Source organism: Streptomyces aurantiacus (assembly GCF_001418335.1).
GTDB classification, from domain to species: domain Bacteria; phylum Actinomycetota; class Actinomycetes; order Streptomycetales; family Streptomycetaceae; genus Streptomyces; species Streptomyces aurantiacus.
The window spans coordinates 1-14,660 of record NZ_LIPP01000017.1 but is presented as its reverse complement, the minus strand read 5'-3'; the positions used below and the strand labels follow the sequence as shown (position 1 = coordinate 14,660).

The following is a 14,660-nucleotide window of genomic DNA, read 5'->3' as shown; positions in this document are numbered from 1 at the left end:
ACACCGGACGCTGAAAGTATGATCAAGCAATGTCTGACATGACCGAAACCACGCCCGGCTGGCTGCCACACGACGAACTGGAACAGGCGCGGTCCCGCATGCCGATCCTGTACGTCGAGGCCGTACCGGTACGCGTCGACGACAGCGGCGAAGTGACCAGCATCGGACTGCTGCTCCGCATGGGGTCGGGCGGGGCGGTCAGCCGCGCGCTCGTCTCCGGCCGGGTGCTGCACCACGAGCGGGTCAGGGACGCTCTTCTGCGCCATCTGGAGAAGGACCTCGGCCCTGTCGCGCTGCCCCGGGTCCCGGCCTCGCTGCAGCCCTTCACCGTCGCCGAGTACTTCCCGACGCTGGGGGCGACACCCTTCCACGACCCCCGCCAGCACGCGGTGTCCCTCGCCTACATCGTCCCGGTGACCGGCGACTGCCGTCCCCGTCAGGACGCCCTCGACCTGGTCTGGTTCAGCCCCGAGGAGGCCTCGTCCGCCATGGTCCTCAACGAGATGCACGGCGGCCACGGCGCCCTGCTCAAGCAGGCCCTCGCGCATGTGGGCTGCCTGTTCTGACGCACGGGACCCCCTAACTCGGCTTCGTGACCCCCTAGCTTCCGCCGGGAATGCACCACTTCCGTGGACCGGATGGTGGAATTTCTCCCAGGTTCCAACCACGGAAGGCGGCGTGCATGGTCACTCACGAGCCGAATGCCATCCTCACCGGCGGTCCGGGTTTCCTCCCGGAGACGGAGCGGCTCCGGTACGTGCCGGACATCGGCAGCAAGTTCCGGCTGCTGAACGGAAACCGCTGGGAACACTTCGAACCGACCGCGAAACTCATCCGCCGACAGGGCCGGGATCTGGTGGTCTTCATCTGGAGCCGGCACACCTACGTGGCCGAGTAGCCCGCGTGGCCGGGCAGACCCGCGTGGCCGCGTAGCGGGTACCGGCCGGCACGGACTCCGCGACCGCCGTCGGCCACCGCACGCGCCCCCGGGCGGTGGCCGACGGCATACGCGTACGAGCCGCATCCGGTGCCGCCGCCGTCCGGCTCGCCGCGACACCGGGCACGTAACCGGACACCGGACTTCCGAGACTTCACCTCCGAGAGACACCCCACTCTCAATTAGGGGTGGGCACCGCCCTTTTAGGGGCTGACGCCTCGACGGCCCCCTCCTAGGCTCGACGCGTCGCCGTTGACACGAGGCAGCGTTCTCCGTGCCGGGTTCAGCGGTGGACAGCACAGCCGCGCGGCCCACCACGGACGCCGCCGCCTCCGCGGTCTCGCACGCACTCGTCCCGGGCCATCCCCGACGAAAGGATGATCACATGAGCAGTGGGGTGGCGTTCCTCTTCCCCGGCCAAGGATCGTATCTGCCGGGCGTCTTCGCCGGCCTCGGCGCGGACGCCGACCGGATCTCGGACCGCGTGGCGGAGATCGACGCGGTCGCCGCGGAGTACCAGCTCAAGCCGGTCCAACCGCTGTTGTTCTCTCCGGACGCTCCCGCGCTGGGGCAGCTGCTGGAGTCCGACCACGAGCGTCTCGACGTGGCCATCCTCGCGACGTCCGTCGCCCTGGCGGCGCTCCTGGAGTCCCGCTACGGACTGACACCCGATCATGTCCTCGGGCACAGCCTCGGCGAGTTCGGCGCCCTGGCCGTCGCCGGCGTCTTCACCCCGGCCGACGCGGCCAGGGCGGTGTGCGAACGCCATGCCACGCTGCGCAAGGCACCGCCGCCCGTGGGCGGCATGCTGGCGGTGGGCACAGACCCGGCCCGCGCCAAGGAACTGATCGCTTCGGCCGGCGCCGCCACGACGGCCGTATCGGCGCACAACGCCACGAAACAGTCGGTGGTCAGCGGCGCCGGGGCGGAGCTGGAGAAAGTGCGACAGGCGGCGCGGGAGGTGGGGATCCGCACGTCCCGGCTGAGCGTCCCCGGCCCCTTCCACACCCCGCAGCTGGCCGAGGCGAGTGCCCTTTACGCGACGACGATGCGGACCGTACGGATGTCCGCGCCCCGCGAGCGCTTCTTCTACTCCCACGGCCTCGGCCGCTTCCTGACCGCGGCCGACGATGTCGTCGAGCTGATGGTGGCCGACATGACCCGGCCGGTGCGCTTCCACGAAGCCGTGCACGCGCTGCACGCCGAGGGCGTCACGACCTTCGTGGAGTGCGGCGCGCTGGACGTCCTCACCCGGATCGTGTCCACCTCGCTGCCCTCGGCGGTCACCGCGGCACCGCTCCGCGAGAGCACGGTGACGTCCGATCTCTCCGACCGGCTGCGGCCCGTTCTGCACTCCGCCGTGGCCGACGCCGCCCCGGTCGCGGAGACGGCCGCAGCCGCGACCGTGGCCGACGCGGACATCCTCGAAACCGTGCGTGCCGTGTGCGCCGAGATCCTTGAATACCCGCCGGAGGTGATCACCGACGACGCCGACTTCCAGGCCGACCTCGGCGTCGACTCCCTGGCGATGACCGAACTGCTGGAGCGTGCGCTGCGGACGTACGACCTGAGCGACATGTTCCATGTGGCCAACGCGGGAAACTACGACACCGTCGCGGAGTTGGCCACGCTCGTCACCGGCCTGGTGCGCGACGGCGCCGCCCCCGCGTCCGAGCGGCGGTGAGCCGGCCCATGACCCCTCGCGGCCCGGCCGACGACGGCGCCCACGGCGACAGCGTCGCCGTGGTGGGCATGGGCATCGCCGTTCCGGGGGCCTGCGACCCGGAGGAGCTGTGGAAGCTCCTGTGCGACGACCGGCCCGTGTTCGAGGAGCCGTCGAACCGCTACCGGCTGGACTCCTTCTGGTCCCCGGACCCCGCCGCCGAGGACCGCGGCTACGTCCGCACCTCCGGTTTCCTGCACGACTTCCGGCCGCACCCCCGGCTTGCCGAGGAGATCGCGGCCGGTGTCGTCCCGGCCACCGAGCAGAACCCGGTCTGGCTCCGGCACTGTCTGCTGCAGGCGGGGGAGACCGTCACCACCCGCCCCACCGACCGGTACTCCTACTACGTCGGCAGCAGCACCCTCGTCGGACAGCGCACCGACGAGGCGGTCCTGACCGAGTCCGTCGCCCGGCACACCGCCGAACATCTGCACCGGGACGACCCCGCACGGCGGGCCGAGGCCGAAGAACGGCTGCGCGGCCTGCTGGGGCGTCATCACGGGCACGGCGGCGGGCAGCCGCAGGACACGCTGCCCCATCGGGTCGCGCGGGCCGCGGCGGCCGGACTGCTGCCCGACGACTGCGAGTTCTCCGTGGTCGACGCCGCCTGTTCGTCGTCGCTGTACGCGATCGGCCTCGGAGTCACGAGCCTGCTGGACGGGACCAGCGACATCGCCTACTGCGGCGGGGTGTCGGGGGTGACGCCGCGCTACAACGTCGCCTTCGCCAAACTGCGCGGGCTGAGCCCCAGCGGAGACGTGCGCGCGTTCGACCGGCACGCGGACGGGACCCTGTTCTCCGACAGCGCGGGGGTCGTCGCGCTCAAGCGCCTGGACCGGGCCGTCGAGGACGGCGATCCGGTGCTCGGCGTCCTGCTGGGGTTCGGCCGCTCCTCGGACGGCAGGGGTACGGCGATCTACGCACCCAATCCGGCCGGTCAGCGCCGGTGTCTCGACCGTGCCCGGCAGGACGCCGGTCTGGCCGCGGACGACATCGACTGGGTGATCGCGCACGGAACGGGCACGGCGGTCGGCGACGCGGTGGAGCTGGGAACGCTCGGCGACGTGACGGCCCCGGGCGGCGTCTGGTGCGCGTCCAACAAGTCGCTGCTCGGGCACACCGGTTGGAGTGCCGGAGTGGTCTCGGTCATCCACGCCCTGACGGCGCTGCGGCAGGGAACGATCCCGGCACAGCGCCGCTACACCGAGCCAGGACCGACCGCGCGGGCCGACGACCTGGTGCGCGTGCCCGTCACCGACGTCCCCTGGCCCGAGGACGGCCGCCGCCCCAGGATCGCGGGCGTCTCCGCCTTCGGCTTCGGCGGGACCAACGCCCATCTGCTGATCGGCGACCGTGCCACGGCACGGCCGGCCCGGCGCGTCCCGGCTCCGGAGTCCGACCCGGTGGTCCTCCTCGCCTGGACCGCCCACCTGCCCGGAGACCCGGACCCCGCGGAACTGGCACGGCTGCTGCGCGACGGTCGTCCGCCAGGACCCCGCACGTTCGGCCCCCGGTATCCGGCGCCGCCGTTCCAGGATGTCCGCCTGCCCCCGCCCACCGTGCGGGCCACCGACCCGAGCCAGCTCATGGCCCTGCGGGTGGCGGCCCTGTTCAGCGCCGAGCACGGCGAACTGTGGGCTCCTACGCGCCTCACCACCGGGGTCGTCGCGGCCGCCGTCGGCCCGTCGCCGGCCGCGTCGGACCACCTCGTACGATGCCACGCCGCCGAGGTGGACGGCGTCCTCGAAGGAGCCGACCGTACGGCGTTCGCCGGCTGTCTCGCCGAGGTACGGTCCGCGACCCCGCCGACCACGAAGGACACGCTGCCGGGGATCCTGCCCAACGTCGTCCCGGCCCGTATCGCCAACCGCTACGACCTGGGCGGCCCCACCATGCTGGTGGACACCGGCGTCACCAGCGGGCTCACCGCCGTGCACACCGCGGCCCGGCAACTGGCCCGCGGTGAGCTCGACATGGCGCTCGTCCTCGGTGTCAGCGCCACCAGCCGGCCCGAGTTCGCCCGCTTCATGGGTGTCGAGCCCGAGCGGATCGCCGAAGGGGCGTTCCTGCTCGCCCTGAGCCGGGAGTCCGTCGCCCGCGCACACGGACTCCGGCCGCTCGCCCGGCTCCGTACGGCCTGGTCGCGTACACCCCACCCGCCGGTGGACTTCGCGTGCGGGGGCGACCGTACGACGGAGGAGACCTTCCTCGGCGCCGACGGTGTCCTCGCCGTGATCCGCGCGCTGCACGCCGACACCCCCGACACCCCCGACACCACCGACGTCGTGGCCGGGCCGGTGAGCGGCGAACCAGGACCCCTGATCACCGTCAGCCGCGTCACCGACGGCCCGCCCCGCCGGCAGACAAGGACCAGCCGATGAGCCGACTTCGTGACGCCGCGGCGACGGACGACCCGCTGGCCATCGCCGCCTGCGACGTCCCGGCCGGCTACCGGGCCGCCGTCGTCCTCGCGGCGGAGCAGCAGTCCCTCGCCCGGACCCCCGTCGACCGGCGGGACCCCCGCAGGACCGTCCACGTGCAGGAGGTCGCCACCCCGGAGCTGCAGCACGGCGAGGCGCTCATCGCCACCATGGCCAGCTCCATCAACTACAACACCGTGTGGTCGGCCCTGTTCGAGCCCGTTCCCACCTTCCGCTTCCTGCGTACGTTCGGCCGGACCTCGCCCGAAGGGGCCCGGCACGACCTGCCGTACCACGTGCTCGGCTCCGACCTCTCCGGAGTCGTGCTGCGCACCGGACCGGGGGTACGCGAGTGGAAGCCGGGTGACGAGGTCGTCGCGCACTGCCTCCAGCCGGACCTGCAGACCCCGGGAGGACACGACGACACGCTGCTCGACCCCGGCCAGCGGGTCTGGGGGTACGAGACGAACTTCGGCGGCCTCGCCGAAATCTCCCTGGTCAAGGCGAACCAGCTGATGCCGAAGCCCGCCCACCTCACCTGGGAGGAGGCCGCCTCCTTGGGTGTGGGACTCTCCACCGCGTACCGCCAGTTGGTGTCCCATCACGGGGCGGCGATGAAGCAGGGCGAGCGCGTCCTGATCTGGGGAGCCGCCGGTGGGCTCGGCGCCTACGCGACCCAACTGGCCCTCAATGGAGGCGCCATACCTGTCTGTGTCGTGTCGTCACAGGCCAAGGCCGACCTGTGCCGCCGGATGGGGGCCGAGCTGGTCATCGACCGGGCCGCGGAGAACTTCGTCTTCTGGGACGAGCAGGACCGCCCCCGCCTCAGCGACTGGAGCCGATTCCGCGGCGCCATCCGCAAGTTGGCGGGGGACGACCCGGACATCGTCATCGAGCATCCGGGCCGGGACACCTTCGGAGTCAGTGTGATGGTCGCCGCCCGCGGCGGGAGCGTGGTCACCTGCGCCTCGACCACCGGCTATCAGCACAGCTACGACAACCGCCATCTGTGGATGCACGTCAAGCGCGTCATCGGCTCGCACATGGCGAACTACCGCGAGGCATGGGCCGCCAACGAACTCGTCGTCCGGGGCAGCATTCATCCCGTGCTCTCCCGGACCTACCCCCTCGCCGCGGTGGGCGACGCCACCCACGCCGTGGCCGCCAACCTCCACCAGGGAAAGGTCGGTGTGCTCTGCCTCGCCGACCGCGGCGGCATGGGCGTACGCGACCCCGATCTCAGGGCCCGCAAACTCGACCGGATCAATCTCTTCCAGAACAGTCCGAGCCCCGCACTCCGGCCTGTGACGTGATGCCGCGCGGCAGGGCAGGGACGAAGACCGGGTGAGGTGTCGCCAGTTCGCCGGAAAAGAGACCGGGAAACATGTTCCTGCGCGTTCGGTGGGCTAATCCCCACGACGAACGTATTCTTCGCGTGGGCTTTTACATAAAGGCATCCTGGAGGTCCCGGTGCGCTTTTCCTCGAAGGTCAGTGGTCTCGCGGCGGCACTGCTCCTGACCTTTGTCCTGTTTCCGGCGCCCGCCGCCCGGGCCGCTGCCGACCCGTCTCCGCCCCTGGAAACTCCGGTGGCCGAGCTGGCCGGGGCTCTGCACTGCGGAACGGACCTCAAGGGCGTACACGCGGACGGCGACAAGCCGACCGTTCTCTTCATTCCCGCCACTGGTTTCACAGGCTACGAGAACTACGCCTGGAACTACATGGCCGAACTCGCCAAGGAGGGTTATCCGTCCTGTTGGGTGGATCCTCCTGGCCGCGGCCTCCAGGACATGCAGGTGTCCGTCGAATACGTGGTGTACGCGGCACGCACGGTCCAGGAGCGAACCGGCCGGAAGGTCGACCTGGTCGGGCACAGCCAGGGCGGCCTCCTGGCGGCCTGGGCCCTGCGCTTCTGGCCGGACCTGGCCGGGAAGGTCGACGACGTGGTGACGCTGGGCTCCCCGTTCCAGGGGACCCGGCTCGCCAGTTTCTGCCTCCCCCTCACCGAGATCACCGGATGCCCCGCGGCGGTCCTGCAGTTCGCACGCGACTCGAACTGGTCGAAGGCCCTCACCGCGAACGGCACGCCCATGCCGGCGGGGCCTTCGTACACCACCGTCCACTCCACCGCCGACGAGTCCGTGGTGGCCGACGGAGGGCCCCCGACCCTGCCCGGCGCCCAGCGCGTCGGAGTCCAGGACATCTGTCCCGGACGGCCATGGCCCACCCACATCGCCCTGGTGGTCGACCAGGTGAGCTACGACCTGGTCGCCGACGCGATCGAACATCCCGGCCCCGCGGATCCCGGCCGGATCGACCGTGCGGACTGCGCCGAGCTGATCATGCCGCTCAACAGCGAAGAGGCCGTCAAGGCGCTGCCCGGCTTCCTGGCCTTCCCGATCGAGGCACTGATCCACAGCCGGCCATGGGCCGGCGAAGAGCCGCCCCTGCGCCCCTACGCGCGGTGAGCGCCACGGCATCCGAACCCACGGACAGCACACCGGGGACGGCGGTCAGCCGAAGGGGACGACCGTCCTGTACTTGCCGCCGGATTCCTGCTTCGGCGGTTCCTCGCCCCGCTCGACAGTGACGTCGTCGAGCTTGCTGTCGGCGAGCAGCCGGGCCAGGCCCCGGTGGGCGGTCGCCCACACGCGGTCCGGGTCGGCGCCCGGGGCCACGGCCACCCGGACCCGCAGTACGGACGGGGCGGTCTGCTCGATCTGGAACAGCTCGATCCCAGGCACCCGGTCGAACAGGGTGCTCAGGGCCAGTGGAGCGAGCTGTACGTCGTCCCCGCGGCTGGTGGGGAAGGTGAGCATGTCGCCGGTGCGGCCCTGGACACGGATCGCGGGCAGAACGTCGCCGCAGGGGCAGGGGTCGGGCCGCAGCATGACGCTGTCGCCGAGGTCGTAGCGGAGGAACGGCTGTACGCGGTTGGCGAGGTTGCTGATCAGGACGGTGTGTGAGAACTCGCCGGGCGGGGTGGGCCGGTGGTCGGCGTCGACCGGCTCGAACACCGCCCAGTCGTCGTTGACGTGGTACCAGCCCTCGGCGCAGCCGTTGCTCAGGTAGATGCACTCGGTCGCGCTGTACACCGGGCGCACCATGGTGTCGAAGGCGCCCGCCAAGCGGTCGACGTCGCTGGTGGACATCGTCTCGCCGGCGGGCTGGACCAGCACCGGATCGATGCGCAGACGGCCTGCCTCCTGTTCGGCGGCGAGCAGCATGATCGTGCTGGCGTAGCCGATGACGAAGGCAGGACGGTAGTCGTTGAGCCGGTCGACCAGTTGCGAGGTCGGTGTGTGCACCGAGAACGCCCGGACCAGCCTGCCGCGCAGGCTGCCCTCGCGAAGCGTGCGGGCGTACCCGGCGAAGCCGACGTAGTGGCCTTCCGTCGCGACCAGTTGGGCGAAGCGACCGCCGCGGACGGCGGCACGGGCCAGGCCCAGGGGGCCCAGCCAGGAGACGAGAGCGCGGGAGAGCAGGGCGGAACCCACGTTCATGCACCGGTCGTCGAGCACGAACATGCCGCGCCGGCCGCTGGTGCCGGAGGTGGTGGCGGCCAGGTACTTGCCGAGGAACCGCCGTCCGATCTGATCCGGATCGTCGGTGAACGCGCGCACTTTCTCGAACGTGACGTCGCGGTCGGTCGCCCAGTCGTCGAAACGCTCCGTCAGTTGCTTCTTGTCGGTGACCGGCAGCAGGGCCGGATCCTCCACCCGCTCGGGCAGGCCGCGGTAGAGCTCGCGGTAGTACGGCGACGCGGAGCGGGCGTGGGCGACCAAGTCGCCCAACCGGTCACGCTGCCGTTGGGCGATCGCGGCCGTGCCCTTCTTCCGCGCCCTGCGGATGTCCCTGTTCAGCCCCGACATGCTGTCACTCATCGTCCTGTGCTCCTTCGGGGCAGACACGGCCGCTCGCCGGCCTGCCGGAGAAATCCGACGCGGGGCGTGCGTTCACCGCGCCCCCTTGGCACAACGGTGGCGGACGCACCGCGGGGCAGACCGTCCGGAGCGCGACACAGTCACACCAAAGGGTGACGACGCCCGGCCCCGGCCGAGCCCTCGGGCCTCCTCGTCATGACGACCCGTCACGACAACCCGTCACGACAACTCGTCACGACAACTCGTCACGACAACTCGTCAACCGACGCGTACCACGGGTCCCGTGACGTAGTCCCCAACCCTCGACACGAGCGAGAGCGAGACCGAATGCTTCTCCGGCCCACTGAAAGAAACCAGCCACATCCTGCTTCTCCGACAACTCCACCCGAGCCGCTCCCGCGCGGCCCGACCGCCTCCGCCCGGGGCTTACGAAAGACGAGGAAAGGGCAGCTCTGCGCAGGATCGAGCGGTGGTACGGGAATTCTCCACATCACCCACAGAAGCAACACGTCGCAGTTGGCGGGAACCGGGCGCGGGCAGCCTCGCGATCCTGACCGACGGGAGACCGACCGCACCGCGCGCGGCTCGATCCGCCGCCCCTCGGACGCCGACGCCCTATTCAGCCACCCGACCGGGTGTCGAGCTTTACAGGACGAAACACCAATCGGTCGCAGTGATTACCCTCCTTTTAACTTCCGGAAATTAATTGATCACTCAAGAATCGAGATACAAGAGGGATGGAATGTCTTATTCCGCCCTAGTGGTGCCATAGGCCTCGTTGCCCCTTGAACTTCGGCCTTGCATGATGGACGAACTTGTTTGGCGGCCGCCGCAGTTGGTCGACGATGACCGCGACGTGGCGGTCCCCTTGCCGTAATTCCGGAGAAGGGGAACGATCTTGTCTGCCCCCCACATACCTGATCTTCCAGATCCATGGCTTCGACGGTTCCGGCCGCGTCCGGAAGCCAAAGTCCGCCTGGTCTGTTTTCCGCACGCGGGCGGCTCAGCCACCTACTACCACGCACTGGCACAGTCCCCCGCACTCATGCCGACGGCGGAAGTGCTGGCGGTGCAGTACCCCGGACGGCAGGACCGGCGCAAGGAACAGCTCATGGACAGCGTTCCCGAGCTGGCCGACCGGATCACCGCGTCACTCACTCCGTACGACGACCGCCCGCTCGCCCTCTTCGGACACAGCATGGGCGCCGTTCTCGCCTTCGAGGTCGCGCAGCGGCTGCGGGAGCGTTCGGAGAACCAGCCGCACTGGCTCTTCGTATCAGGGCGCCGGGCGCCGTCCCGCTTCCGGCGAGGCACCGTCCATCTGCTCGGCGACGCCGAACTCGTCGACGAACTGCGCCGGGTCGGTGGCACCGACCCCCGTTTCCTGGACGACGAGGAACTGCTCGCGGAGATCATCCCGGTCGTCCGCAACGACTACCGGGCGACCGAGGAGTACCGGTGGAGTCCGTCGTCACCACTGAGGTGCCCGGTCACCGCCCTGGCAGGGGACCGGGACACGCAGGCCCCGCCGGACGACGTCGCCGCCTGGCGGCAGCACACCGACGGGCCCTTCGACCTCAAGGTCTTCTCCGGCGGCCACTTCTACCTGGACGCGCACCGGCAGGGCGTGACGGACGTCGTCTCCGAGGCACTTGCGCGGATCGCCGGCCGGCGCGAACCCGTGAGGGGGACCGCTCAGTGAGATACGAGATTCTGGGTCCGCCCCGTGTCATCGACGGAAACAGGTACTCCAGCATCAACGCACGTAAGGTCGAGATCGTTCTCTCCGTCCTCCTCATCCGTGCCGACCAGGTGGTCTCCCTGGAGCAGTTGATGCTGGAGGTCTGGGGAGAGGATCTGCCGCGGCGCGCCACCGCGGGACTGCATGTGTACATCTCCCAGTTGCGCAAGTTTCTCAAGGGTCCGGGCACCGCCGAAAGCCGCGTCGAGACGCGCGCGCCGGGGTATGTGCTGCACAAGGGTGACGACGAGATCGACGCTCATCTGTTTCCGCAACTGGTCGACGCGGGGCGGTCGTTCCTCAGGGAGAAGCGGCACGACAGGGCCGCTCAGTGCCTTGAGGACGCGCTCGCGCTGTGGCGCGGTCCGGCGCTCGGACACGGCGGCAGCGGGCCGGCCGCCAACGGGCCGATCATCGACGGGTTCTCGACCTGGCTGACCGAGGTCCGGCTGGAGTGCCAGGAGATGCTGGCCGAGTGTCAGCTGCAGCTCGGGCGCCACCGGGAGGCCGTGGGGATGCTGTACGCCCTCATCGCCGAGAACCCGATGCGCGAGGCGTTCTACCGCCAGCTCATGCTGGCGCTCTACCGTTCCGAGCGGCAGGCGGACGCGCTGAAGGTCTATCAATCGGTACGCAAGACCCTCAACGAGGAAATGGGCCTGGAGCCCGGGCGCCCGCTCCAGGCCATGCAGCGGGCCATACTCGCCGGGGACAAGCGTCTGATGGCCACATCGTCGGTCGCGTCCGGCCGCTGACCGGAGTTCCGCACATCACTCCCCACTCGGTGTGCGGCACTCCGGCACGTCCGGGACCGGCGCGTGAACGGCCTCGCGACGGTCTGCTCGTCAAAAGGTGCAGCGCAGCTGCTTGATGCCCTCGATGAAGCTGGAGTCCAGACGGCGGGGCCGCCCCACGGCGCGGATCTCGGGCAGCGCGGCGAGCAGTTCTCGGTAGAGCACCGTGATCTCCATACGGGCCAGGTGGGCGCCCAGACAGACGTGCGGGCCCACCGCGCCGAACGTGACGTGGGCGTTCGACCCGCGGGTGATGTCGAAGCGGTACGGGTCGGGGAAGACGTTCTCGTCCCGGTTGCCCGACCAGTAGAACAGGAAGATCCGGTCGCCCTTGCGGAACCGGTGGCCGTTCATGTCGCAGTCGCGGGTGGCGACACGGCGCATCCAGTTGATGGGCGTGGAGACCCGCAGGATCTCCTCGACCGCGCCCTTCGCGTACGTGTCGAAGTCCGAGAGGAGCAGCTCCTTCTGCTCGGGGTGATCGGTCAGCAGCACCAGGGCGTGCGAGATGGCGTTGCGGGTGGTCTCCATCCCCGCGATGACGAGCAGGATGAAGAACGAGACGAGTTCCTGACGGGTCAACTGCTCGCCGTCCGCCTGGACCTGCACCAGCTTGGTGATCACGTCGCCGCACGGGCGGGCGATCCGGTCCGCACGGAGCCGTGCGATGTAGTCACCGAGTTCCTGGGACGCCTCGATCACCGCCCGCTCGGAGTCGGCGCGGTCGGGGACGATGTCCGGATCGAGCGGGCCCACGATCATGTTGGACCGTTCGTAGAGGAAGTCGTGGTCCTCCTCGGGAATCCCCATCATGTCGCCGAGCACGGCGATCGGCATCTCCGCGGCCACAGGTCTGACGAAGTCCCCCGGTCCGCGCGCGATGAGCTCGCGGATGATGCGCCGGGCGGTGCGGGTCGCCACGGCCTGGAACTCGGGGACCATGTTGCGGCCGAAGGAACTGGAGACGATGCGCCGCAGCCGGGAGTGCTCCGGATTGTCCATGTTGATCATCGAGCCGTAGTACTCGTCCAGTTCGGGCGGCATGCCGACGATGCTGGTCGCGCCCTTCGAGGAGAAGTCCTGCGGCCGGCGGCTCACCTCCGCGATGTCGGCGTACTTGACCACCGCGTTGTAGCCGAACGCCCAGGGCACGCCGGGCATGCTCTGCTGGATGAACGCCGGGTGCGGCAGGCTGCGCAACTCCTCGAACAGCGCCACGCGTTCGTCGTACGGCCGCGCCCAGAACGACGGGTCGACCAGGTCGGGCAGGGTGGCGGATGACGTGCTTCCCGTGAGGGGCATGATGTCTCGCTTCGCGTTGTCCGGACCGACGGTCAGGCCGCCGAATCCCCCGGGCATCGGGCGACTTCCGCTGTTGGAGCACGGCGGCCTGACACCGGCAAACCGTCGCAGGCGCCGCTTAAGCGCCCCTAAGAAACCGCTCGCCGGCATGTCCGGGTCCGCGAACCGGTACCCGCGGCGCACCGCGGTACAGCCGGCCGGGTATGCGGTCAGGCATGCGGTCAGGCATGCAGCCGGGCATGCAGCCGAGTATTAGGAGCGCTTTAGCGCTGTCGACGAGTCTGCGGTCAGGCAGGGCCCCGCCCGCCGGATGCTCACACCGATCTCGCGGCTGTCCGGCCTGTCCGGCTTGTCCGGCCTGTCCGGCCCTCGGGTCAGGGGCCCACCTGCTCTCACGGAGAGGAGCGGTTGTCACCGGGATGGCGCACACCGAAGAGAAGCTACTTGACTACCTCAAGCGGGTCACCGCGGACCTGCGTCGGACGGAACGCCGGCTGCACGATCTCGAATCGGCGGACCAGGAGCCGATCGCCGTCATCGGTACGGCCTGTCGGCTGCCGGGCGGCATCCGCTCCCCCGAAGAGTTCTGGGAGCTGATCTCCGCAGGCGGCGACGCCGTCGCCGCATTGCCCGGCGACCGTAACTGGGACCTCGACACCCTCTACGACCCGGACCCGGAGAACACCGGCACCAGCTACGTCCGCGAGGGCGGCTTCGTCTACGACGCAGGCCGGTTCGACTCCACCTTCTTCGGCATCGGGCCGAGCGAGGCCCTCTCCATGGCTCCGCAGCAGCGGCTCGCCCTGGAGACGGCGTGGGAGGCCGTCGAACGCGCCGGCATCGACCCGCTCAGCCTCCGCGGCAGCGACACGAGCACCTTCATCGGCTGCGACGGCCTCGACTATGCCCTGGGCGCCGTCGAGGTGCCCGAGGGCACCGCCGGGTACTTCACCACCGGCAATTCCGGCAGCGTCACCTCCGGGCGCGTCGCCTACGCCCTGGGCCTGGAGGGCGCGGCGGTGACGGTGGACACCGCGTGCTCGTCGTCCCTCCTCACCCTCCATCTCGCCGGCCGGGCCCTGCGCGCCCAGGAGTGTTCGCTGGCACTGGCGGGCGGTACCTACGTGATGTCGTCCCCTGCCCCGCTGATCGGCTTCAGCGAGTTGCGTGGCCTGGCCCCCGACGGGCGATGCAAGCCGTTCGCGGCCGCCGCCGACGGCATGGGCATGGCCGAGGGCACTGGTGTGGTGCTCCTGGAACGGCTGTCCGACGCCCGGCGCAACGGCCACCGGGTCCTTGCGGTGATCCGGGGTTCGGCCGTCAACCAGGACGGTGCCAGCAACGGCCTCACCGCACCCAACGGTCCCTCCCAGGAACGTGTGATCCGTGCCGCCCTCGCCAACGCCCGCCTCTCCCCCGAGGACGTCGACGTGGTGGAGGCGCACGGCACCGGCACGACCCTGGGCGATCCCATCGAGGCCGGGGCCCTCATCTCCGCCTACGGACAGGAACGGCCGGCGGAACGGCCGTTGTGGATCGGCGCCGTGAAGTCCAACATCGGTCACACACAGATCGCCGCCGGTGTGGCCGGTGTCATCAAGATGATCCTGGCCCTGCGGCACGAACTGCTGCCCGCCATCGCACACTTCGACGCCCCCTCGCCCCATGTGGAGTGGGACGGCGGCGGCGTACGCCTCTTGACCGAGCCGGTTCCCTGGCCGCGCGGGGAACGCCCACGCCGGGCCGGAGTGTCGTCCTTCGGCTTCTCCGGGACGAACGCGCATCTGATCCTGGAGGAGGCGCCGGAGGAGGTACCGGAGGAGGCATTGGCCGCCGCGCTGGCTGAGGTGGTGGCGGAGCC

At 70.2% G+C, this 14,660-nt stretch carries 11 protein-coding genes; 9 read left to right on the top strand and 2 right to left on the bottom strand.

Annotated features, from left to right (window positions below; translation table 11 throughout):
• Nucleotides 1–38 precede the first annotated feature (38 nt).
• From AOK01_RS02350 to AOK01_RS02325, 6 genes are all read left to right on the top strand, one after another.
• A complete protein-coding gene (locus AOK01_RS02350) occupies nucleotides 39–566 on the top strand; it encodes an NUDIX hydrolase family protein (RefSeq protein ID WP_055507832.1) in 528 nt (175 codons plus the stop codon).
• A gap of 116 nt (nucleotides 567–682) precedes the next feature.
• The gene (locus AOK01_RS02345) at nucleotides 683–898 is read left to right on the top strand and encodes a DUF5988 family protein (RefSeq protein ID WP_055507830.1); all 216 of its coding nucleotides are present in this window, start codon (nucleotides 683–685) and stop codon (nucleotides 896–898) included.
• Between the two features lie 424 nt (nucleotides 899–1,322).
• Nucleotides 1,323–2,621: an acyltransferase domain-containing protein gene (locus tag AOK01_RS02340; protein ID WP_055507828.1), complete on the top strand. Its 1,299-nt coding sequence runs from the start codon at nucleotides 1,323–1,325 to the stop codon at nucleotides 2,619–2,621.
• 8 nt (nucleotides 2,622–2,629) lie between these two features.
• Nucleotides 2,630–5,041: a beta-ketoacyl synthase N-terminal-like domain-containing protein gene (locus AOK01_RS02335; protein ID WP_055507826.1), complete on the top strand. Its 2,412-nt coding sequence runs from the start codon at nucleotides 2,630–2,632 to the stop codon at nucleotides 5,039–5,041.
• Nucleotides 5,038–6,393 (top strand): crotonyl-CoA carboxylase/reductase, encoded by a 1,356-nt coding sequence (ccrA, locus tag AOK01_RS02330; protein ID WP_055507824.1) that lies wholly within the window; start codon nucleotides 5,038–5,040, stop codon nucleotides 6,391–6,393. The genes AOK01_RS02335 and ccrA overlap by 4 nt, the downstream gene beginning before the upstream one ends.
• A 157-nt stretch (nucleotides 6,394–6,550) precedes the next feature.
• On the top strand, nucleotides 6,551–7,546 hold the full coding sequence (locus AOK01_RS02325) for an esterase/lipase family protein (RefSeq protein WP_157871165.1): 996 nt from the start codon (nucleotides 6,551–6,553) through the stop codon (nucleotides 7,544–7,546).
• A gap of 45 nt (nucleotides 7,547–7,591) precedes the next feature.
• On the opposite strand, the gene AOK01_RS02320 is transcribed toward AOK01_RS02325, so the two are convergent.
• Nucleotides 7,592–8,962: a phenylacetate--CoA ligase family protein gene (locus tag AOK01_RS02320; protein ID WP_055507820.1), complete on the bottom strand. Its 1,371-nt coding sequence runs from the start codon at nucleotides 8,960–8,962 to the stop codon at nucleotides 7,592–7,594.
• An 898-nt stretch (nucleotides 8,963–9,860) separates the two neighbouring features.
• On the opposite strand from AOK01_RS02320, the gene AOK01_RS02315 reads away from it, so the two are divergent.
• Nucleotides 9,861–10,664 carry a thioesterase II family protein gene (locus AOK01_RS02315; RefSeq protein ID WP_055507818.1) on the top strand — a complete coding sequence of 268 codons (804 nt, stop codon included), beginning with the start codon at nucleotides 9,861–9,863 and terminating at the stop codon, nucleotides 10,662–10,664.
• Nucleotides 10,661–11,458, top strand: coding sequence for an AfsR/SARP family transcriptional regulator (locus AOK01_RS02310; RefSeq protein ID WP_055507816.1), 798 nt, complete (start codon nucleotides 10,661–10,663; stop codon nucleotides 11,456–11,458). Before AOK01_RS02315 ends, AOK01_RS02310 begins: the two co-directional genes overlap by 4 nt.
• A 90-nt stretch (nucleotides 11,459–11,548) precedes the next feature.
• Here AOK01_RS02310 and AOK01_RS02305 read toward each other — a convergent pair whose 3' ends face one another.
• Complete coding sequence (locus AOK01_RS02305; RefSeq protein WP_245702045.1) at nucleotides 11,549–12,856, bottom strand: cytochrome P450; 1,308 nt, start codon at nucleotides 12,854–12,856, stop codon at nucleotides 11,549–11,551.
• Nucleotides 12,857–13,218: 362 nt separating this feature from the next.
• On the opposite strand from AOK01_RS02305, the gene AOK01_RS02300 reads away from it, so the two are divergent.
• The coding region (locus AOK01_RS02300; protein WP_213862039.1) for a type I polyketide synthase at nucleotides 13,219–14,660 on the top strand (1,442 nt) is incomplete at its 3' end.

What these genes read in the sequence shown, in the direction of transcription:
- AOK01_RS02350 (WP_055507832.1), top strand. Translation starts at nt 39, where the DNA reads ATGACCGAAACCACGCCCGGCTGGCTGCCACACGACGAACTGGAACAG.
- AOK01_RS02345 (WP_055507830.1), top strand. Translation starts at nt 683, where the DNA reads ATGGTCACTCACGAGCCGAATGCCATCCTCACCGGCGGTCCGGGTTTC.
- AOK01_RS02340 (WP_055507828.1), top strand. Translation starts at nt 1,323, where the DNA reads ATGAGCAGTGGGGTGGCGTTCCTCTTCCCCGGCCAAGGATCGTATCTG.
- AOK01_RS02335 (WP_055507826.1), top strand. Translation starts at nt 2,630, where the DNA reads ATGACCCCTCGCGGCCCGGCCGACGACGGCGCCCACGGCGACAGCGTC.
- ccrA (WP_055507824.1), top strand. Translation starts at nt 5,038, where the DNA reads ATGAGCCGACTTCGTGACGCCGCGGCGACGGACGACCCGCTGGCCATC.
- AOK01_RS02320 (WP_055507820.1), bottom strand. Translation starts at nt 8,962, where the DNA reads ATGAGTGACAGCATGTCGGGGCTGAACAGGGACATCCGCAGGGCGCGG.
- AOK01_RS02305 (WP_245702045.1), bottom strand. Translation starts at nt 12,856, where the DNA reads ATGCCCGGGGGATTCGGCGGCCTGACCGTCGGTCCGGACAACGCGAAG.